General features: G+C 67.7%; 24 protein-coding genes and 1 tRNA gene. 8 read left to right on the top strand and 17 right to left on the bottom strand.

The genetic code is table 11. The annotated features are described in order from the left end of the window. Window positions 1-148: 148 nt before the first annotated feature. Window positions 149-221: transfer RNA gene (locus DQW50_RS09560), tRNA-Gln, on the bottom strand. A 189-nt stretch (window positions 222-410) separates the two neighbouring features. On the opposite strand from DQW50_RS09560, the gene DQW50_RS09555 reads away from it, so the two are divergent. Then, a complete protein-coding gene (locus DQW50_RS09555) occupies window positions 411-1,001 on the top strand; it encodes an IMP cyclohydrolase (RefSeq protein ID WP_112079055.1) in 591 nt (196 codons plus the stop codon). A gap of 90 nt (window positions 1,002-1,091) precedes the next feature. On the opposite strand, the gene DQW50_RS09550 is transcribed toward DQW50_RS09555, so the two are convergent. Genes DQW50_RS09550 through DQW50_RS09535 form a run of 4 tightly spaced genes read right to left on the bottom strand, consistent with a single transcriptional unit; the run spans window position 1,092 to window position 2,747 of the window. Further along, a complete protein-coding gene (locus DQW50_RS09550; protein ID WP_112079054.1) occupies window positions 1,092-1,466 on the bottom strand; it encodes a helix-turn-helix domain-containing protein in 375 nt (124 codons plus the stop codon). A 31-nt stretch (window positions 1,467-1,497) separates the two neighbouring features. Further along, window positions 1,498-1,737 carry a hypothetical protein gene (locus DQW50_RS09545; RefSeq protein WP_112079053.1) on the bottom strand — a complete coding sequence of 80 codons (240 nt, stop codon included), beginning with the start codon at window positions 1,735-1,737 and terminating at the stop codon, window positions 1,498-1,500. Between the two features lie 38 nt (window positions 1,738-1,775). Further along, window positions 1,776-2,462: a DUF5828 family protein gene (locus DQW50_RS09540; protein ID WP_112079052.1), complete on the bottom strand. Its 687-nt coding sequence runs from the start codon at window positions 2,460-2,462 to the stop codon at window positions 1,776-1,778. A 60-nt stretch (window positions 2,463-2,522) separates the two neighbouring features. Continuing rightward, complete coding sequence (locus tag DQW50_RS09535; RefSeq protein WP_112079051.1) at window positions 2,523-2,747, bottom strand: hypothetical protein; 225 nt, start codon at window positions 2,745-2,747, stop codon at window positions 2,523-2,525. Window positions 2,748-2,917: 170 nt separating this feature from the next. On the opposite strand from DQW50_RS09535, the gene DQW50_RS09530 reads away from it, so the two are divergent. Both DQW50_RS09530 and DQW50_RS09525 read left to right on the top strand, forming a co-directional pair. After that, window positions 2,918-3,334, top strand: coding sequence for a cupin domain-containing protein (locus DQW50_RS09530; RefSeq protein ID WP_112079050.1), 417 nt, complete (start codon window positions 2,918-2,920; stop codon window positions 3,332-3,334). Next, a complete protein-coding gene (locus DQW50_RS09525) occupies window positions 3,327-3,959 on the top strand; it encodes a hypothetical protein (RefSeq protein WP_112079049.1) in 633 nt (210 codons plus the stop codon). Before DQW50_RS09530 ends, DQW50_RS09525 begins: the two co-directional genes overlap by 8 nt. Before the next feature lie 79 nt (window positions 3,960-4,038). Here the strand turns inward: DQW50_RS09525 and DQW50_RS09520 are convergent, their stop codons facing one another. From DQW50_RS09520 to DQW50_RS09505, 4 genes are all read right to left on the bottom strand, one after another. Further along, on the bottom strand, window positions 4,039-5,880 hold the full coding sequence (locus DQW50_RS09520; protein ID WP_112079048.1) for a carbon starvation protein A: 1,842 nt from the start codon (window positions 5,878-5,880) through the stop codon (window positions 4,039-4,041). Window positions 5,881-6,040: 160 nt separating this feature from the next. Then, window positions 6,041-7,018, bottom strand: a complete 978-nt coding sequence (locus DQW50_RS09515; protein WP_112079047.1) for a TRC40/GET3/ArsA family transport-energizing ATPase — start codon at window positions 7,016-7,018, stop codon at window positions 6,041-6,043. After that, window positions 7,018-7,314: a hypothetical protein gene (locus tag DQW50_RS09510; RefSeq protein WP_094534864.1), complete on the bottom strand. Its 297-nt coding sequence runs from the start codon at window positions 7,312-7,314 to the stop codon at window positions 7,018-7,020. Before DQW50_RS09510 ends, DQW50_RS09515 begins: the two co-directional genes overlap by 1 nt. Window positions 7,315-7,418: 104 nt before the next feature. Beyond that, a complete protein-coding gene (locus DQW50_RS09505; RefSeq protein WP_112079046.1) occupies window positions 7,419-7,616 on the bottom strand; it encodes a hypothetical protein in 198 nt (65 codons plus the stop codon). 117 nt (window positions 7,617-7,733) lie between these two features. Here DQW50_RS09505 and DQW50_RS09500 point away from each other — a divergent pair, with 117 nt between their 5' ends. Then, on the top strand, window positions 7,734-9,008 hold the full coding sequence (locus DQW50_RS09500; RefSeq protein WP_112079045.1) for a GTP-binding protein: 1,275 nt from the start codon (window positions 7,734-7,736) through the stop codon (window positions 9,006-9,008). Window positions 9,009-9,059: 51 nt separating this feature from the next. Here the strand turns inward: DQW50_RS09500 and DQW50_RS09495 are convergent, their stop codons facing one another. Then, a complete protein-coding gene (locus tag DQW50_RS09495) occupies window positions 9,060-9,299 on the bottom strand; it encodes a hypothetical protein (protein ID WP_112079044.1) in 240 nt (79 codons plus the stop codon). Window positions 9,300-9,403: 104 nt separating this feature from the next. Continuing rightward, window positions 9,404-9,724 carry a hypothetical protein gene (locus DQW50_RS09490; RefSeq protein WP_112079043.1) on the bottom strand — a complete coding sequence of 107 codons (321 nt, stop codon included), beginning with the start codon at window positions 9,722-9,724 and terminating at the stop codon, window positions 9,404-9,406. Window positions 9,725-9,783: 59 nt separating this feature from the next. Here DQW50_RS09490 and DQW50_RS09485 point away from each other — a divergent pair, with 59 nt between their 5' ends. The 4 genes from DQW50_RS09485 (at window position 9,784) to thrC (ending at window position 12,406) form a co-directional block, all read left to right on the top strand. Continuing rightward, entirely contained in the window at window positions 9,784-9,999 is a 216-nt protein-coding gene (locus DQW50_RS09485; protein WP_112079042.1) for a hypothetical protein, read from the top strand. 79 nt (window positions 10,000-10,078) lie between these two features. Continuing rightward, entirely contained in the window at window positions 10,079-10,756 is a 678-nt protein-coding gene (gene upp, locus DQW50_RS09480) for a uracil phosphoribosyltransferase (protein ID WP_112079041.1), read from the top strand. A gap of 95 nt (window positions 10,757-10,851) precedes the next feature. Then, window positions 10,852-11,070, top strand: a complete 219-nt coding sequence (locus DQW50_RS09475) for a hypothetical protein (protein ID WP_112079040.1) — start codon at window positions 10,852-10,854, stop codon at window positions 11,068-11,070. A gap of 52 nt (window positions 11,071-11,122) precedes the next feature. Beyond that, the gene (gene thrC, locus DQW50_RS09470) at window positions 11,123-12,406 is read left to right on the top strand and encodes a threonine synthase (protein ID WP_112079039.1); all 1,284 of its coding nucleotides are present in this window, start codon (window positions 11,123-11,125) and stop codon (window positions 12,404-12,406) included. A gap of 46 nt (window positions 12,407-12,452) precedes the next feature. Here thrC and DQW50_RS09465 read toward each other — a convergent pair whose 3' ends face one another. The 6 genes from DQW50_RS09465 to DQW50_RS09440 all read right to left on the bottom strand — a co-directional run bounded on the left by DQW50_RS09465 (window position 12,453) and on the right by DQW50_RS09440 (window position 17,793). Continuing rightward, a complete protein-coding gene (locus DQW50_RS09465; protein ID WP_112079038.1) occupies window positions 12,453-13,634 on the bottom strand; it encodes an aspartate kinase in 1,182 nt (393 codons plus the stop codon). Between the two features lie 738 nt (window positions 13,635-14,372). Next, window positions 14,373-15,089, bottom strand: a complete 717-nt coding sequence (locus DQW50_RS09460; RefSeq protein WP_112079037.1) for a Zn-ribbon domain-containing protein — start codon at window positions 15,087-15,089, stop codon at window positions 14,373-14,375. Continuing rightward, the gene (locus DQW50_RS09455; RefSeq protein ID WP_112079036.1) at window positions 15,089-15,493 is read right to left on the bottom strand and encodes a DUF2073 domain-containing protein; all 405 of its coding nucleotides are present in this window, start codon (window positions 15,491-15,493) and stop codon (window positions 15,089-15,091) included. The genes DQW50_RS09460 and DQW50_RS09455 overlap by 1 nt, the downstream gene beginning before the upstream one ends. Beyond that, window positions 15,493-16,134, bottom strand: a complete 642-nt coding sequence (locus tag DQW50_RS09450; RefSeq protein WP_112079035.1) for an Era-like GTP-binding protein — start codon at window positions 16,132-16,134, stop codon at window positions 15,493-15,495. The genes DQW50_RS09455 and DQW50_RS09450 overlap by 1 nt, the downstream gene beginning before the upstream one ends. Before the next feature lie 192 nt (window positions 16,135-16,326). Continuing rightward, window positions 16,327-16,746: a DoxX family protein gene (locus DQW50_RS09445; RefSeq protein ID WP_112079034.1), complete on the bottom strand. Its 420-nt coding sequence runs from the start codon at window positions 16,744-16,746 to the stop codon at window positions 16,327-16,329. Beyond that, entirely contained in the window at window positions 16,747-17,793 is a 1,047-nt protein-coding gene (locus DQW50_RS09440; protein ID WP_112079033.1) for a sialidase family protein, read from the bottom strand. Window positions 17,794-17,866: the final 73 nt, after the last annotated feature.

Here is a 17,866-nt window from a genome sequence, read left to right as displayed (position 1 = left end):
CCGTTCGTCGCGCCACGGGGAACCCCCTTTCTTCAGCTGGAAACCGCTACACGTGAGTCTGATTTCGTTCCAGTAGACGCACGAGAAACGGTAGTGTCGGTTACGGCGGAACGGGGGCGTCGCGGAGGGTGAGGTCCCGGAAAACGGATAGTCCATCCTGGATTCGAACCAGGGTCGAAGCCCCCAGAAGGCTTCAGGATTGGCCACTACCCCAATGGACTGTGCGCATCCTCGATACTCCACGCGTGTTTGTAAGCGTTGCGCGTCGCGTTCTCCCTGCTACATGCTCGCATACGACGCGGTTGGGCCCTCGTTCGCGTCTCCCAGGCAACTCCGCCTCGGAGGGACGGCCCTGTCCTCGGACGTGGATCGATCGACGTTCTTTACCCGACTGATACCCACGCCCGTGTATGTACATCGGACGGTTCGTGGTCGTCGGTCCCGGTATCGGCGCGTATCGCGTCTCCTCCCGGTCGTTCCCGGATCGGCGAGTGGTCGATCGGGGCGGTACGCTGACCGTCGGGCCCACGCCCGACGCGCCCGAGACGGACAACCCGTACGTCTCCTACAACTGCGCACGTCGCGTGGAGACGCCGACGGGCGAACCCCTCGCGGTCCTCGGCAACGGCTCGCACGTCGACCCGATCGCCGAGAAGCTCGAGCTTGGCTACCCCGCCCGCGACGCGCTCGCGACGCCGCTCCTCGCGCTGGACTTCGAGAAGGACGACTACGACACCCCGCGGATCGCCGGCGTGGTCGGCGCGGCGGTCGCGACGATCGGTGTCGTCCGCCGTGACGCCCTCCTCGTGGAGGCCGTCCACGAGCCGACCCTCGTGGCGACCTACGAGCGTGACACGCCCGGGCCGTACACCCTCGAGGCAGTCGACGCCGGCGCCGCCGCGAGCGAGGTCCTCGCAGCCGACTTCGAGCACCCTGTGTGTGCCGCAGGCGCGACCGTCGACGGCGAGGGCGTCTCGCTCGCGTTCGACAACGGCGAGTGAGCCCTCGGCCGGACGGGCGGATCGCGATCGGCGACGGGCACGGCTGAGTCGGCGACGGACGGGGACGCGTGACCGGGGCGGCTGTGCCCCCTACGCCTCGTCCGGATCGAACGCGTCTATCGCCTCGTGGACGCCCGCGACCCACTCGTCGAGCGCGTCGTGGAGGAGCCGTTTCGCCTCGGGGACGGGGATCGCGCTGTACTGGTAGACGTACCCGCCCGAGTCGAGTAGCCGGCGGCGGCGCTCGACGAGCCCCTTCTCCCGCAGGGTCGACAGCGACCGGTTCACGTTCGATCGGTCGCGGTCGAGCACGTCGGCCAGCTCGGCGACGGTGCTGCCCCGGTACTCGATGAGCGTCAGGTACGTCCGGCTCTCGTGGTCTCGGATGCCGAAGACACACGAGAGCACGTGTTCGAACGACGGGGAGACGTCTCCGACAAGGTCCTCGATCTCTGCTTCGGCCATAGGGGGGAGTCGTCCGCGACGGGATTAAAGCTCAGTTTTCTGCGGCGTAGCCCATACGGTCGAGGCAGGCGCGCATTTCGGCCTCGTCGCTGTGTCTGTGGAGGCTGGTTGGGGTGTCACAGTGGTACGTCTCGCCGTCGTACCGGAGCACGACCTCGTGTGCGCTCCCCCCCATCTGGACGTCGAGGAAGACGCGCCGCCCTTCCCGTAGGGCGTCGATGATGTCGTCGGCCGAGCGTTCGCCGGGCTCGAGTCGGAGTGGGGACGCCATGCGGGTCGATTCGAGCGGTCGGAACAAAAGTCCCCGTGTCAGGTCATCGTCGATTCGGGGCCGCCCTCCTCCTCGGGCGGTTCGACCCCTTCCGCGGCCGCGACGTCCTCGGTGCGTTTTTCCGTCTCGACGTGCCAGCGGTCGATCTCCGACTCGTACTCGGCGAGGATGTCTCTCACCTCCGATTTCAACTCGTCGTCGTTGACGTTCACCTCGAACTCGAAGGTCTCGCCGTCGTCGCCCCGGGCGACCTCGGTGACGTTGGCGCTGATGAGTTCGTTGTCGAAGTAGTACGGCGCCATCTGGGTCATCACCTTCCGATACACCGTGTCCTCGACCTTTCGGATCGCCTTCCTGCTCGCCGAGTCGGCGGCGCGGGCGACGTGGTTTATCGACTCGCCCCAGCGCTCCACCGCGCCCTCCGTGTCGTCCTCCTCGACCTTCTCGTAGGACTCGGTGAGCTTCTCGCCGGCCGTCTGGAGGTCGTCCCCCGGCGTCTTGCCCGCCTTCTCGCCGTTACCCTCGCTCACCGACGCCTGCTTCGCGGTCTTCTCGGAGACGTCCTCGTCGATCCGTTCGTGGCTCTTCGGCCGCCAGTCGTCGAACTCGTGGAACGCGTCGCCGTCCACGCCGGCCTCCCGGAGCGCGAGCGTGATCCGCTCGCCGTGTTCGACGACGTCGCCCCAGTCCCCGCGTTCCTTGAACCCGGAGATGCTCTCTTCCATTGGTGTACGGGGGAACGTGTCGGACGAGTATAAGTCTCCCCGTCTAACCGTGCCTGAGGCCTACCTCCCGTACGCGATCCGACGCGCGGCGTCGTCGATCCTCGCCTTGAGGTCGCCGAGGAACCCCGCCGGCGACACCCGCCGGATCGCGGACTCGTCGACCTCGATCCGCTCGCCGGCGAACGGGTCCCGGTCGGCGTCCCCCTCGCCGTCGCTCACCGCGTCGACGACGGTCGACATCGAACACCGTCCGCACGCCTCGGTCCGTTTTTCTCCCTCGCTCATGGTGGTATCTGTCACGATCGTGGGTGTGAGTCCACTAAACGGTGTCGACGGTGCGCGTCGAACACACGACCGCTCGGAGCACTCTTCGGTCGCGTTCCCGCCCGCGTCTTCCCGCTTTCCTCGCGTCGGTTCCCCGACGCGCTTTTATATTGCGTGTGGAATCATCACGCATGGGATACCGCGTCGTCGATACGGACTCCGTCGAGCCGGAGCCGGACCGCCCCAGCGAGTGCCGGAAGCTGACGGGGCCGGCGGGGCTCGAGGAGATGGCGCTGAACCGCTTCCGCGCCGAGCCGGGCGAACAGGTCCCGCTCGCGTACCATCGCCACGAGACACAGGAGGAGGCGTTCTACGTCCTGTCGGGGACGCTCGCGGTCGAGACCCCCGAACGGACCTACGAGATCGACGCCGGCGGACTCTTCGCGGTCGACCCCGGGAGCCCCCAGCGGGCACACAACCCCGCGGACGCCGACTCCGCGGTCGAACTCCTCGCGATCGGCGCGCCGCCGGTCGACGGCGACGCGGTCGCGTACGATCCCGACGCGGCCGACGGCGACTCGACCGGCCCCAGTGCCGACCATGAGTGAGAACGCGGAGCCGGGAACCGGTTCGCGACACGACCCCGAGGAGCTCCCGGCGGAGATCCGCGAGGGCGTCCCCGACTACGACGACGAGTACCTCGACCGGGTCTCCGACCGGCTGATGTACAGCTACGACCTGGACGCCGACTACGCCGTCCACGGCGAGCGGTTCGAGCTGTACGCGGAGATGCGGATGCGCAACCAGAAGCAGTTCCTCCACCCCGCGTTGAGCTACGCGGACCACGACGTGATGGAGTACGTGTTCGCCCGGCGCGTCCCGACCCCGACCGTGGCCGAGTTGGAGCGGCTCGTCGACCTCGGTCACCGGATCGCCGACGAGCGCGTGGAGGGCGACGAACAGCACTACGGTACCGATGTCACGTTCGTGCTCGTGGGCGACCGGATACCGGGGGACGTCGCCGACTTCGTCGACGGCTTCCGCGACCGGACCCTGTTGAAGCTCGGCTACTACGGCCACTACGAGGTGAACCTGATCGTCGTCGCCCCCGAGCGGGAGGCGATCGTCGACAGCGAGGCGGCCGGCACTACCGGTGCCTTCCGGCTCTGGGAACCGGTCGAGAAGCCGAAGGAAGGGTTCCTCTCGCGGTTCGCGAAGCGGTTCTGGCGCTGATCGGCGGTCGCTGACAGCTGTACGCCGGACGCAGGAGGGAGGGATCCGCGGGCGAGGACCGAGCCGATCGAGACCGCCGTCAGTCGTCGCCCGGCTCGGCGGCGGGTTGGCTCCCGCCCCGCACCGACTTCAGGTTCCCGTAACCTATCCGGACGAGCGACAGCGCGAGCCAGATCAACACGAGCGCGAGGATCATCTGCGCGCTCGCGGAGATCTGTGCGCTGAGCGTGTCGGCACCGCCCTGAAGCAGGTTGGTGTAGAGGTTCTGGTAGAGCGCCAACCAGAGCAGCCCGAGCACCGTGATCGTCACCATGACCGCCATCGGCACGCCGGTGGTGACGAGCTGTTTGGAGTCGTCCCAGTTCGCGATCCAGATGGTCGCCGTCAGCAGCGCCAGCGCGGCGAGAAGCTGGTTCGCCCCGCCGAAGAGCGGCCAGAGAGTTGCCCACTCGCCGGAGATCACGAGCGCGTACGCGAGCCCGATCTGGATCACGGGGTTCGTGTAGCGCCCGCGGGCGATCGAGCCGATGTCACCGGAGATGCCGCTGACGGTCATCCCGCCGTTCATGCCGACGATCTCCTCCATCATGTAGCGGCCCAGTCGGACGGCCGTGTCGGTCGAGGTGAGCAGGAAGCTCACCAGGACCAGCGCCATGAACACCGCCCCGATCGTTTCGGGGATCCCGAGGCTCGTGAGGATGATCCCGCCGCCCGACGCGAAGTTGGGGAGCGCGCCGCCGATCCCGCCGGCGGCCGCGTCGGCCACGAAGCCGGCGACCGCCAGCGTCGACAGCGCGAGCGCCGCCAACAGCCCCTCGCCGAGCATCCCGCCGTAGCCGATGAGGCGGGCGTCGCTCTCCTTGTTGAGCTGTTTCGAGGTCGTCCCCGAGGAGACGAGCGAGTGGAACCCGCTTATCGTCCCGCAGGCGATGGTGATGAAAAGGAGCGGGAAGAGCGGGTACAGCCCCGCGGCGTCGACGCCCCAGAAGCCCTCGAACGCGCCGATCGACGAGTCGACGACGAGCGGCTGGCTCGAGGTCGCGAACACCGTGCCGACGATGATCGCGAGGATCCCGCCGCCCACGCCGGTGTACAACAGGAACGACGAGAGGTAGTCACGCGGCTGGAGCAACACCCATACCGGGAGCGCGCTCGCGATCCCCCCGTACACCATGATCACCGGGACCCACGCGGCGGTGTTGCCGCCGAGCGCCCCCGCACCCGGGACCCACGAACCGGTGCTGCTGAACAGCACGAACGTCCCCGCCGGGTAGTCCCCGGCGAACAGCGCGAACGGGTACTGGATGCCGAGCCAGACGCCGGCGAAGACGCCGGCGACGAACAGGATCGTCCCCGGGATGAACGGGCCGTTGAGCTGGTAGAGGTACACGCCGAAGCCGAGCGCGAGCGCGACGTACACGAAGCTCGCGGTCGTCACCTGCGGGAACGCGTTGAACACGATCCCCACGACGAGCGCGAACACCGCGACGACGAGGATGATCGTGAGGAACGCGAACCACAACAGGAGGTCCTTCCCCTTCTCGCCGACGTACTGGCCCACGATGTACCCGATCGACCGCCCCTCGTGGCGGATCGACCCCGAAAGCGAGATGAAGTCGTGGACCGCGCCCATCAGCGGGTTGCCGATGGCGACCCACAGGAGGGCGGGGACCCATCCCCAGATGGCTCCCGCCGTGATCGGGCCGACGATCGGCGCGCCGCCCGCGATGCTCGAGAAGTGATGCCCCAGTAGCACCGGCTTCTTCGCCGGTACGTACTCCTGTCCGTCCTCGTATTTGTGTGCCGGCGTCTCGCGGTCGTCGTCGAGGTCGACGAACCGCGAGAGGTACCGCGAGTACCCCATGTACCCGGCGGTGAACGTGGCCAACACGGCAACGACGATCCAGATTACACTTGTCATAGGTTCCCTGCCTCGTGCTACGGATTTTCGAACGACGTGTTAAGTATTACCATCATCCGTGATAGTTGCGGGGACGACGGCCGCGAAACCGGGATACCGGAGGGTGTCGTGGATTGTTTTCAAATGTTCATATATTATTTCTTCAGATATAGGCTCAGTATCAATCTCGCGCGCGCTCGGGTGCCGCCGGGTCCACGTCGAGTTCGGCGGCGACGTCGGCCAGCAGGTCGCCGCGGACCTCGCGGGTCCGGGACTCGATCGCCGCGAGCAGCGGGGGGTCGAACCCCTTCTCGACCTGCTCGATCCGCTCTCGCTCGGTCGCGACGCGCTCGCGGAGGTAGCGCGCCCCGCGGCCGTCCTCGTCGTCGTCCGGTTCGGGCGTGAGCTTGTTCGCGACGAGCCCGCGGACCACCAGGTCGCGCTCGGCGAACGCCTCGATCGCCCGGCCGGTCTCGTTGACCGACAGCTGGTCGGGGTTCAACACGAGGAAGAAGGCGGCGTCCTCCCGGAGCGCCTCGCCCGCGTACTCGAAGAACTCCTTTCGCCTCTGGAGTCGGGCCAACACCGGGTCCCCCTCCATCATCCGTCTGGCCTCCCTGTCGCCGATCGCGGCCTTCTCGAAGAGGTCGATCGATTGGCGGCGTTTGTACATCAGCCGGTCGATCCAGTCGCCGAGGAACTCGGGAAGTCCGAGCAGGCGCAGCGTCGACCCCGTCGGGGCCGTGTCGAAGACGACCCGGTCGTACGGCTCGCTCTCCTCGCGCATCACGGTGACGAACGCGTCGAAGAGCGCGGCCTCGTACGCGCCGGGCGTCCCGTGGGACATCTCCAGCTGGCGGTTGATCTCGTTGACCATCGCCGCGGACACCTGCTCTGAGAGTCCCTCGCGGATCTCCGAGAGGTGTCGCTGGACCTCGTCGTCGGGGTCGATCTCCATCGCGTCGAGCCCGTCGACCCCCTCGACCGGGGCCGGGTCGTCGTCGAACCCCTGGTCGAAGACGTCCGACACCGAGTGGGCGGGGTCCGTCGAGACGACGAGCGTCCGCAGTCCGGCGTTCGCGCACTTGTAGCCGTACGCGCACGAGACGGTGGTCTTGCCGACGCCGCCCTTCCCGCCGAAGAACACGAACCGTTCCATCAGAAGTGGTACTGCTGGCCCTTGCGTTCGATCAGGCTCTCACGGTCCCACAGCCGGCGCTCCCACGCCTCGAACTCGTCTTCGAGGTACGGCAACAGCTCGGCGGTGTAGTAGGAGACGGGCGAGGGGATCCCGAACGCGTCGGGGAAACACGCCAGCATGAACGCGTCCTCGGCGTCCTCGGCCTCCTTTTCGATCTTCTCGTAGGCCGGATGGGTGATCATCCCGTGGTAGAGACCGCGGAGCCACTCCTCGAGGGCGGCACGGAACGCCGCGATCCGGTCTGCGACTGTCATCGTCGTTCATGGCGTGGCGACCGCCGTAAACCTGTCGCGGACGGGTGGAATCGGAACGTTGGAAGGGAACCGGAGCGGGAACGAAACGGGAAGGAAGCGTCGTCTCAGGCCGACGTGCCGTCGGTGACCTCGGGCTGGCTCTCCTCGTCGTCCCCGTCGCCGAACTCCGGGCGGTCGGGGTCCAGGTTGGGGCCGTGGGTCCCGTCGCCCGTCGAGAGCCAGACGAGATACAACATGGCGATCACCATCAATACCGTCGCGACGATCGCGGCGATCCCTGTGATGGGAACGAGACTGTTCATGTCAGGTGTTCGGTGGGGGCGGTGTATCAACGTATCGGCTTTCGGTGGCCTCGCCCGGATCGCCCACGGACCCCCGCTGCCGGGGAGTTGAAGGGTGCCCGGCATCGACTCATCCCCATGAGCGACCGGATCCCGGTGACCGTGCTGTCGGGAAGCCTCGGGGCTGGAAAGACGACGCTGATGAACCACCTGCTGGCGAACGCCGGCGGCCGCGAGATCGCGGTGCTCGTCAACGACATGGGCGACGTGAACGTCGACGCGGAGCTGATCGCGGAGGGGTCCGAACTCGACGTCGACGAGGGGGTCACGGAGCTGTCGAACGGCTGTATCTGCTGTGAGCTCCAGGACGACCTCGAGACCGCCGTGGTGCGGCTCGCAAACGAGCGCTCCTTCGACCACCTCGTCGTCGAGTCCTCGGGGATCTCCGAGCCCGCCCCGGTCGCCCGGCTGTTCACGACCGAGTCACGGGCGGCCGCGCGCTACCGCGTGGACGCGCTCGTGACGGTGCTCGACACTCGACTGTTCCTCGACTCCTTCTCCGGGGTCGACGAGCCCGAGCGCCGCGGCACCGACACGGAGGGCCGCCCGCTTTCGGACCTCCTCGTCGAGCAGGTCGAGGTCTCGAACGTCGTCGTCCTCAACAAGGCGGACCTGTGTACCGACGCGGAGCTCGACCGCGCAGAGGAGCTCGTGGCCGCGCTCCAGCCCGACGCCGAGACGATACGCGCCGAGTTCTCCGCGGTCGACCCCGGCCGACTGCTCGGCGTCGGCCTGTTCGACGAGGGCGAGATCGCCGGGCTCCCCGGGTGGAAGCGCGCGCTCGACGACGTCGGTCACGGGAGCGGGGCACACGACGGTTCCCGCGCCGACGGGGACGCCCACGACGAACACCGCGACGGGGACGACCCGGACGGCCACGCCCACCGCCACCCCGACGAGGTGTACGGTGTCACCTCGTTCACGTACCGTCGGCGTCGCCCGTTCCACCCGGCGCGGATCGCGGCAGCACTGCGGGACCTCCCCGAGGGGGTCGTCCGCTCGAAGGGGACGCTGTGGGTCGCCGGAAACGAACTCCGACAGCGGGTGGCTCAGGCGGGGCCGTCGATCCGGGTGACCGCGCCCGGCCCGTGGATCGCGAGCAGGCCGAAGGTCGAACGCGAGATGCTCCGGTCGAACCGCCCGGAACTCGACTGGCACGACGAACACGGCGACCGCGAGACGGCGTACGTCGTCATCGGGACCGACGTCGACGAGGCGGGCCTCGTCGACCGCCTCGACGACGCGCTCGTCACCGACGAGGAGTGGGACCGGATCGAGGCGGGCGAGGCTCTCGACGGCCCGGATCCGTTCCCGAACGAGGCGGACGACGAGGTCGTCCTCCGGGAGCCGTAGCCGCCCGCGCGGAACCGAAGGGCGGCCCGGTCGTTCCCCTCCGGTGTCCCCTCAACAGGCACAGCCGGTACTGCTCGCGCGCTCGAACCGCATCGTCTCCCCGCAGTCGGGACAGAGCGGGGTCCCGTCCGCGTCGCGGTCGAGCCCCTCGTCGTCGACGTCGACGTCGCGGACCCGCGTCGCACAGTCGTCACACCAGTACGCTCCCGCGGAGTCGCCCTCGCTGCCCTCACCGGGCGCGCGCTGTGCCGAGGACGCGAACGCCTCCGTGACCGTGTCGAAGATCCCCATGCCCGGCGGTCGGGTCTCGATCCCCCTCATCGTGTGGGTGGTGTGTGAACGTCGCACACAGCCGGTCGCCACGGCGACCGAGTCGCCGACGGACCGCGATCGTCTTAAAGCAACGGAACCGTCAGTGCTGTGAGGACCACGGCGAACCCGAGCGCGGCGTACAGCAGGCGCTCGAAGCGCGGTCCGACCGGGAGCGGGCCGGCGTCGACGGCGGGTGCGCTCCTGACGAGTTGCGCGTACGCAACAGCCGCGAGGCCGGCGAACGCGACCGTCGACGCCGAAAGCGACGTCGACAGCGGGAACCCGTAGGCGAGCCCGTAGATCGGGCCGATCGAGAACGCGAGCATGAACGCGAGGCCGACGCTCACGAGGAACGGCACCGGATCCACCGGCTCGTCTCGTCGGTTCCGCGGGAAGCGGGCCATACCCGTCCTTGATCCGCTACGAACAAAGAGCTAAGTGCCGGACTCCCGCGGAGGTACGCATGGGCGAGGAGCGCAAGGGACTCTCCGACGGCCTCGACGAGTCGGGCGGCGACCCGCGGGTGGTGCTCGCGATGAACGCCCTCCTGTCGCTGTGGCTGGGCTGGACGGTCGTCTGGGGGCTCGATCTCCTCGGCGTGATGGAGTACGGACTGACCACGGTCGCGGGTGTCGCGCTCGCGATCTTCGCGCTGACGTACGTCGTCGTCCTCCGGTGACGTACGTCGTCGTCCTCCGGTGACGCGTCTCCCGCGTGTGTGACAACGCTTTAGAACGAACGCCACGATCCACCGGGTAATGACCATCGAGGACCGCGACAACGCGTACCTCATCACCCACGCGCTGGCGAAGGACACCCTCTCGCGGCTCCGGGACGTCGAGACCGAGCAGGTCGCCTTCCGGAAGGGGCTGGTGAAACTCGGCCGGATCTGCGGCTACGAGGTCATCGACGGGGCGATGGGGACGGAGTACGTGCCCGTCCGGACGCCGCTCGCGGAGACCACGGGCGAGCGCGTGAAGGGGCTCGACGACGTGGTGATACTCAACGTGCTCCGGGCGGCGACCCCGTTCGTCGAGGGGCTGTTGAAGGCGTTCCCGCGGGCGAAACAGGGGGTCATCTCCGCCGGACGCGACGAGGAGGCCGGCATGAACGAGGACGGCGAGTTCCCGATCACGATCGACTACGTGAAGCTGCCCGATATCCGGCCGGCCGACACGGTGATCGTCGCCGACCCGATGCTCGCGACCGGATCGACGATGTGTGCCGTCCTCGAGCACGTCCTCGCGGAGGCCGACGGCTTCGAGGACCTCTTCGTGCTCTCCGCGGTCTCCGCGCCCGACGGACTGCTCCGGGTCGGCGAGACGTTCCCCGAGGCGGACCTGCTGACGGTCGCCATCGACGACCACCTCGACGACGACGGCTTCATCGTTCCCGGGCTCGGCGACGCCGGCGACCGCGCCTTCCGGACGACGTGAGTCGGCTAGCGAGTGGCCGGACGACGTGAGTCGACGCGACGCGAGCGGTCCCCGCCGTGACGGGTTTTTAAGGGAGCGCGCCGCGAGCGATCCGTATGAGCGACGCGACGACGACCGACCCCTGTGACGCCTGCGGGGAGCCGACGACGGACGCGCTCGCCCGGACGGTTCGACTCAGCGTCGACCGGGCGAACATCGACACCCAGCGGCTCTGCCCCGAGTGTTTCGCCGAGTGGATCGAACGCTACCAGACGGAGATGGGCGGCGGGGCGGAGCCGACGGACGGCTCCGACTCGGAGATCATCGTCGACTGATCGCGGGGGTCTATCGGCCGGTTTAAGCCACGGCGGGACCGACGGTGAGTCAATGAGCCTCGCTATCGACGCCGCGACCCCCGACGCGCCCGACTGTGCGGACGACGGGACCTGGCTCGCCTGTATCGCCTGTGGGGAGACGTTCGCCCCGTTCGAAGACGTCCGGTACACCTGTGACGAGTGTGACGGCTTACTCGAGGTCCGCTACGCCGACCCGCCGACGTTCGAGGAGTTCGGCGCGGGCGCGGACTCCGACGGCCCCGACCGCGGAGTGTGGCGCTACCGGGAGGGACTCCCCTTCGACCTCGGCGTGACGCTCCCCGAGGGCGGCACCCCGCTCCACCGCGTTCCCCGCATCGAAGAGGCGGTCGGCGTCGACGCGCTCCGGATCAAACACGAGGGGATGAACCCTACCGGCTCGTTCAAGGACCGCGGGATGACCGTCGGCGTCCGGGTCGCACGGGAACTCGGCGTCGGCGCGCTCGCCTGCGCGTCCACCGGCAACACGTCGGCCGCGCTCGCAGCCTACGGGGGCCGCGCCGACATGCCGACGCTCGTGCTCCTCCCGCAGGGGAAGGTCGCTGCCGGCAAGGTCGCGCAGGCGAGCCTTCACGGCGCGCGGATCCTCGAAGTCGACGGGAACTTCGACGCCTGTCTCGACATCGTTCAGGAACTCGCCGCCCGCGGCAAGGTGTATCTCCTCAACTCGCTCAACCCGTTCCGCCTGGAGGGCCAGAAGACGATCGGCTTCGAGATCTTGGAGGAGTTCCACGCCGACTACGGGACGTTCCCCGACCGGATCGTCCTCCCCGTCGGCAACGCGGGCAACACTTCGGCCCTGTACAAGGGGTTCCGCGAACTGGTCCAGTCCGGCGCGCTCTCCGTCGAGGACGTGCCGAAGCTGACGGGCGTCCAGGCGGAGGGAGCCGCCCCGATGGTCGAGGCGGTAGAGGAGGGCAGAGACGAGATCCGGCGATGGGAGGAGGTCGAGACGATCGCGACCGCGATCCGCATCGGCAACCCGGTCAACGCGCCGAAGGCGCTCCCCGGGATCCGCAACACGGGTGGCACCGCCGTCGCCGTCAGCGACGTGGAGATCACCGCCGCACAGCGGCACCTCGCAGGGGAGGGCGTCGGGGTCGAACCCGCCTCCGCGGCGAGTCTCGCCGGGCTGAAGAAGCTCCGCCGCGAGGGCGTCGTCGATGACGACGAGAGGGTGGTCTGTCTCACGACCGGCCACATGCTGAAGGACCCCGACGCAGCCTACGAGGCCGGCGGCGACCCCGAACCCGTCCCCAACGACGTCGACGCGGTCGTCGAGCACCTCGACGGGTGACCGGGTCGATCCGACGGACGGTCGCGAAACGGTCGATTCCCCCAGCTCAGTCGAAACAGGACTGGACGATCTTCAGCGCCGCCTCGCGGTCGTCCCAGTCGACGAACACCGCGACGGACGTCGCGCTCGTGATCAGGTCGATGATGTTTATGGCCTCCTCGGACAGCGGCCCGATGATCTCCTGAATGACGCCCGGTTGGTTGGGCAACTCGCCGCCGGTCACGCGGATGACCGCGATCGGGTCGTCGACGGTCACGGACGAGAGCGTCTCGTCGGCGACGACCGTCTCGTGCAACACCGCCTCCGCGCGCTCGGCCACGTCGACGTCGACGTAGAAGGTGACCGAGTCCATTCCGGAGGCGACCGCGTCGATGTTGATCTCCTCGCGCTGGAGGCCGTCGGAGAGGTCCGCGAGGATCCCGGGACGGTTCCGGATCGCGCGCCCAGCGACCGTGAGACACGCGAGCGGCGTCTCGCGCATGTCGATGAGGTTCTCGAACTGCCCCTCGATCCGCGTCCCGCCCCTGAGGAGGTCGCCGTGCTGGTAGTGGACGACGCGGACCGCGAGCTCCTCGCTCTTGTACGACAGCGCGGACGGGGCGACGACCTCGGCCCCGCGGAACGAGAGGTTCCGCAGCTCGTCGACGGTGATCCGGCCGACGTTTCGCGCGCCCTCGACGACCCGCGGGTCGCCGGTCATCACGCCCTCGACGTCGGTGACGATGACGACCTCGTCGGCGTCCATGTAGTTGCCGAGCATGACCGCCGTCGTGTCCGATCCGCCGCGGCCGAGCGTGGTGACGTTTCCGTCGTGGTCCTCCGCGAGGAAGCCGGTGAGTATCGGGACGACGCCGTCGAGCCGGGCTGCGAGCACTTCCGCGCGCCGGCGCGTCTCCTCGACGTCGACCTCGCCGAGCTCGTTCGTGATGACCGGCCAGTCGGGGTGGCCGGGTTCGAGGAAGACCGCCTCGATGCCGCGGACCGAGAGGGCGGCCTTCAGCATTCTGACGCTGGTCCGTTCGCCCATCGAGACGATCTCCGCGCGGTCCGCGTCGTTCGTCTCGAAGGTGATGTCGTCGAGGAGGTCGTCGGTGGTCGACCCCATCGCGCTCGCGACGACCGCGATCTCGTGGCCGGCCTCCACCGCGTTGGCGACCGAGTCGGCGGCGCGGTCGATCCGGTCGCCGCTCCCGAGGCTCGTCCCGCCGAACTTCGCGACTACGCGCATACGTGTCCTCCGAGACGGTCGGTACCTTCGGTCTCGTCGTCTGCCGACGATCGTCGTCGAACGCGCGGAGCGCCCGCGACGTCCCCCGGTCGGGGCCACGGAACCGCGTGGGTGTCACTAAACATGCGACCCCGTAACGGAGGGGACCGGATAACTGTGTCCACTTCGACGAGGCGTGCCCCCACGTCGTCGATCGACGACGGCCGGTCCTCTCTCGGGAGACGTTTCGAATCGGATCCGGTCAGTACAGGGAAGACATCTCGTATCGAGACGGTACAAACACCCCTACACGGCGTCCTCAATCGGAGTCGAGTGATCTCAACTCGATGTCGAGATCGTCAGGCACATCCGTAGTCGTGGCCTGGAAGACCTGCCGGATATGATAGTTCTTTTCGGCGAGATCGTCGCTTCGTAACGCCGCATATAGATGGTCTTCGCACCCTTCGCACAATTCTGTCATGGGTGGTGTAATTCAGAACAATAGCCATATAATATAAATGATTTCCTATTAGTTGTTCTACGTGATCAGCTAACTTCGCTCAATATCAAACCGCTATCGATCGGCTGTTTCACATTAATTGCGAGGGCAGAAGGCCACGACTTTACTCGTGGGTAACTGACGAGATCGATCTCGAATACGTCTTTTCGACGGCAACGAAAGCGAATGGAGAGGCCGGAGGGTCGAAACACGGATGACGGCGGACCCGGTCATCCGTCCGGGACGACGACCGCCTCGCTCTATTCGTCCGTGACGCCCCAGGCGTCCGGCATCTCGATGACGTATCGGCCGTCCTCCTGAAGCGAGATGATGTACTCCTGGCGGTCGTACAGCTCCATCAGGTTGAGTTCGTACTGCCCCGGGCTCACGATCCGGATGCTCTCGAACTGTTCGTTGAGCTCGTCCCGGAGCTCGTCGACGCCCGGCTGTGACGCCGGCGGTTCCGTCGACTCCGACGCGGCCTCCGAGGTGCCGGTCTCCGAGGTACCGGCCTCCCGAGCCGCGCGGTCGAGTTCGTCGGGACTGACGACGTCGGATCGGGCGCTCGCCTGTGCGGAGTCCTCCGACTCCCCGTCGTCGATTCGTTCGGCGTCGCCGTCGACGGGGTCAGTCGTGTCCGGCTCCGCCGCGTCCGACGACTCCGCTGCTTCGGGGCCTCGATCGGCCGGATCCGAACCGCCGGTCGGATCGGGCGACTCGGCCGGGCCGGGCGACGAGGTCTCGGGTCCCGATCTCGAGTCGAAATCGGGGGGCGGTTCGGAGCCGGCCGTCGGCTCGGAACCGGCGGACGAAGCGGGTTGAGCGGGATCGGCGGAGGGTTCGGCGTCCGGCTCCGGTTCCGCCGTCCCCCGGGGTTTGAACTGGAACTTGTTACCTCCACAGTCGGGACAGCCGGAGAGCATCTCCTTCGAGCCGTCGGGGAACGTCCGACCGCACTCGATACACTGGTGGGGCATTATTTTCTGGAGACGAGGGTGCTGATGAGGTTCTCGTCCTTGTGGAGCGTCTCGATCCGGTTGGCCGGGCCGATGACGGTGAGCTTCTGGGTCGATTCACGGCCCATCAGCTTGTCCAGGAAGCTCTGGTTGCCCGACGCCGGTTTGGGATACGTCTCGATCTCGATCCCGGTGAAGTCGTCCGGGCTGATCTCGGTCATCGTCACCTCGATGAGTTTGGACTCCTCGTCCGGCGAGAGCCCCTCCTCTAAGATGACGATGTTGCCGTCGCGGACCCCGTCGAGGATGAGCCGGATCTTCTCCATGCCCGTGAGTCCCTCCATCCGGGCCCCGCTTATCATGTCGATTCGGACGCCGTCGTTGGGGTCGTCGCCCTCGTCGACGTCTGGGGTAGCGCCCGGCATTATCCGAAGTACTCCGCGATCTTCGTGTACACTTCGTCCATGTTCTCACCCTCCAACGCCGACAGCGGGATCGTCTCGTGTTGGGGGAACGCGTTGGCGATCTGCTGGACGTCCGAGTCGGCGAGGTCGGTCTTGTTCGCGAGGATGAGCGCCGGGAGGTCCTGTGATTCGATGATCCCGATGAGCATCGTGTTCACCTGCGTGAACGGGTCGGTCGTGGAATCGAGCACGTAGATGACGCCGTCGACGTCCTCGCGGAGCCAGTGCATCGCCTCCGCGACGCCCTCGGTGGCTTCGCGGGACCGACGGACCGCGTCCTCCTTGTCCATGTCGTGGTCGAGGAACTCCTTGTAGTCGACCTTCGTCGTCACGCCCGGCGTGTCGACGATGTCGATCGTGACCTTCCGGCCGTTCCGCTCGATCTCGACGTTCTCCTTCCGCCGGGCCCGCCTGGTTTCGTGGGGAATGTGGCTCTCGGGCCCGACGGCGTCGCCGGTCCAGTCGCGTGCGATACGGTTCGCGAGGGTCGTTTTCCCGGCGTTCGGCGGCCCGTAGATCCCGATACGCTTGGGCTCGTCGGCCGCGAACAGCCCGTCCGTGACCCGCGATATGCTGTCTTTGAGGCTCGTTAACAGTCCCATTCTGACCTTCGATCCTGTGTTCTCTCCCGAACGTGGTGTGTGATCCGATGCCGTAGGCCCGAGCGCCCGACGCCCGTCCAGGGAATTACGGTACTGTCCACACCCCTCTCACTTAACAACTGCGTCAGACGCGGGCGACCGGACGCGGCGACGTCGATCGAGCTTCGCTCCGGTGTCGACGTCGAACGGGCCTCACTCCGTTTCGCTGTCCTCGTCGCTCGCGGCGTCGAGGAAGACGAACGCGGCACCGAGCAGCGCGAGGTTCTTCAGGAAGTTGATCTCGTTGCCTTGACGCTCGTTCCCCTCCATGTTCCAGAAGTCGTGGATGACCGGGGTCGTCCCGACGAAAAAGAGGGCGATCGCACCCGCCGCTGTACGCGGGAGTCGCCAGAGGACGAGCCCGACGTTGGCGACGAGCAACATCCCGGTGACGAACGGAACGAAGACGTCCGGCATCGGGACGCCCTTCTCCTCGGCGACCGCGACACGCTTGTCGTTGTTCCGGAACCCGTCGACCGCCATGTACGCGAGTACACCCCCGTACAGCGACCGACCCAGAAGCGAGGGCGGGTCGCGGGCGGGGTCCGACTCCCCGGGGGCGTCCCCGGCCATTCAGACCACCTCGATCCGGCTGACGTTCGCGGCGACGCGGCCGACCGTCTCGTAGGTTCCGTCGGTAGCGCGACGCATGACCCGTCCCTCGACGTCGTCGCGTTGGTCGGGGACGTCGAAGAGGCCGGAGCCGCAGATCACGTCGCCGTCGTGGACCGCCCACGTCTCGACTATCTCGTGTGGCTCCCCCGGGAACGGGACCCGCTCGAAGTCGCGGCCGAAGTTCGTCGACTCGAAGAGCGCCACCTCGTGGTCGTCGTTCACCCACGCGGGGGGCGCCTCCTCGCCGCCACAGAAGAACACCCGGCCATCGTGGACGAACACGCGCCGGATGTACGAGAAGTCGTTGCCGACGTCGATCCGATCGAACGACTCGCCGGCGTCGGTCGTCCGCCAGAGCCCGCCCTCGCCCACTGCGTGGCCGAGCCCGAGGTTCTCGAGGTCGTGATCGAGGTAGCCGGTCGTCACCAGCCAGACGTCCTCGGAGACCGGGAGGACCTGGTGGACGTCGTCGACGATGGCGTCGCGGTGGTCCGTCCACGTCCGTCCGCCGTCGGGGCTGACGTGGATCCCGCCGGCCTCGACCCCGGCGATCAGGTGGTCGGGACGCCCGGGGACCGTCTCGAGCGCGCGCAACCGGGCGTAGTGCGGGTCGATCGGCGACTCCCAGTGACCCCGGGAGGGGAGATCGCGGAACCCCTTCGCTTCGACCCACGTCTCGCCGTCGTCGACCGAGCGGAAGACGTAGGGGTCGTTGGTCCCGACGTACAGGGTCCCATCGGCGGTCGCGAGGATCGACCACACCTCGCTGGTGCCGGCGTGCCAGAAGCGGTCCCCCAGCGGGACCTCGAGGTCGGTCCACGTCTCGCCCCCATCGAGGGAGCGGTACGCGCCCGTCGAGGAGGCGACGAACACGCCGTCGGTGTGGCCCCACGACGTCACGGCCGTCACGACCCCGCAGTCGAGGACGAACTCGAGGTCGTCGCGGTCGAAGGGTACGTCGACGGCTCGGTACAGACCGGAGTCCGTCCCGATCAACAGTGGCATATCCGTGTGTGACTCGGCCGTATAATAAAGTTTTACCAATCTGTAAAACGCTAAGTACGGGGGGACACAACCC

Source organism: Halorubrum sp. 48-1-W (genome assembly GCF_003287355.1).
In the GTDB taxonomy this organism is placed as follows: Archaea; Halobacteriota; Halobacteria; order Halobacteriales; family Haloferacaceae; genus Halorubrum.
This window is presented reverse-complemented; position numbering and strand designations above follow the sequence as displayed.

Excerpts from the sequence above, each read along its gene's own strand:
- thrC (WP_112079039.1), top strand. The coding sequence starts at position 11,123 with ATGAGCCTCGCTATCGACGCCGCGACCCCCGACGCGCCCGACTGTGCG.
- DQW50_RS09545 (WP_112079053.1), bottom strand. The coding sequence starts at position 1,737 with ATGGCGTCCCCACTCCGACTCGAGCCCGGCGAACGCTCGGCCGACGAC.
- DQW50_RS09525 (WP_112079049.1), top strand. The coding sequence starts at position 3,327 with ATGAGTGAGAACGCGGAGCCGGGAACCGGTTCGCGACACGACCCCGAG.
- DQW50_RS09475 (WP_112079040.1), top strand. The coding sequence starts at position 10,852 with ATGAGCGACGCGACGACGACCGACCCCTGTGACGCCTGCGGGGAGCCG.
- DQW50_RS09460 (WP_112079037.1), bottom strand. The coding sequence starts at position 15,089 with ATGCCCCACCAGTGTATCGAGTGCGGTCGGACGTTCCCCGACGGCTCG.
- DQW50_RS09550 (WP_112079054.1), bottom strand. The coding sequence starts at position 1,466 with ATGGCCGAAGCAGAGATCGAGGACCTTGTCGGAGACGTCTCCCCGTCG.
- DQW50_RS09450 (WP_112079035.1), bottom strand. The coding sequence starts at position 16,134 with ATGGGACTGTTAACGAGCCTCAAAGACAGCATATCGCGGGTCACGGAC.
- DQW50_RS09440 (WP_112079033.1), bottom strand. The coding sequence starts at position 17,793 with ATGCCACTGTTGATCGGGACGGACTCCGGTCTGTACCGAGCCGTCGAC.
- DQW50_RS09490 (WP_112079043.1), bottom strand. The coding sequence starts at position 9,724 with ATGGCCCGCTTCCCGCGGAACCGACGAGACGAGCCGGTGGATCCGGTG.
- DQW50_RS09485 (WP_112079042.1), top strand. The coding sequence starts at position 9,784 with ATGGGCGAGGAGCGCAAGGGACTCTCCGACGGCCTCGACGAGTCGGGC.
- DQW50_RS09520 (WP_112079048.1), bottom strand. The coding sequence starts at position 5,880 with ATGACAAGTGTAATCTGGATCGTCGTTGCCGTGTTGGCCACGTTCACC.
- DQW50_RS09530 (WP_112079050.1), top strand. The coding sequence starts at position 2,918 with ATGGGATACCGCGTCGTCGATACGGACTCCGTCGAGCCGGAGCCGGAC.
- DQW50_RS09505 (WP_112079046.1), bottom strand. The coding sequence starts at position 7,616 with ATGAACAGTCTCGTTCCCATCACAGGGATCGCCGCGATCGTCGCGACG.
- DQW50_RS09535 (WP_112079051.1), bottom strand. The coding sequence starts at position 2,747 with ATGAGCGAGGGAGAAAAACGGACCGAGGCGTGCGGACGGTGTTCGATG.
- DQW50_RS09445 (WP_112079034.1), bottom strand. The coding sequence starts at position 16,746 with ATGGCCGGGGACGCCCCCGGGGAGTCGGACCCCGCCCGCGACCCGCCC.
- DQW50_RS09465 (WP_112079038.1), bottom strand. The coding sequence starts at position 13,634 with ATGCGCGTAGTCGCGAAGTTCGGCGGGACGAGCCTCGGGAGCGGCGAC.
- DQW50_RS09500 (WP_112079045.1), top strand. The coding sequence starts at position 7,734 with ATGAGCGACCGGATCCCGGTGACCGTGCTGTCGGGAAGCCTCGGGGCT.
- DQW50_RS09455 (WP_112079036.1), bottom strand. The coding sequence starts at position 15,493 with ATGCCGGGCGCTACCCCAGACGTCGACGAGGGCGACGACCCCAACGAC.
- upp (WP_112079041.1), top strand. The coding sequence starts at position 10,079 with ATGACCATCGAGGACCGCGACAACGCGTACCTCATCACCCACGCGCTG.
- DQW50_RS09510 (WP_094534864.1), bottom strand. The coding sequence starts at position 7,314 with ATGACAGTCGCAGACCGGATCGCGGCGTTCCGTGCCGCCCTCGAGGAG.
- DQW50_RS09515 (WP_112079047.1), bottom strand. The coding sequence starts at position 7,018 with ATGGAACGGTTCGTGTTCTTCGGCGGGAAGGGCGGCGTCGGCAAGACC.
- DQW50_RS09495 (WP_112079044.1), bottom strand. The coding sequence starts at position 9,299 with ATGGGGATCTTCGACACGGTCACGGAGGCGTTCGCGTCCTCGGCACAG.
- DQW50_RS09540 (WP_112079052.1), bottom strand. The coding sequence starts at position 2,462 with ATGGAAGAGAGCATCTCCGGGTTCAAGGAACGCGGGGACTGGGGCGAC.
- DQW50_RS09555 (WP_112079055.1), top strand. The coding sequence starts at position 411 with ATGTACATCGGACGGTTCGTGGTCGTCGGTCCCGGTATCGGCGCGTAT.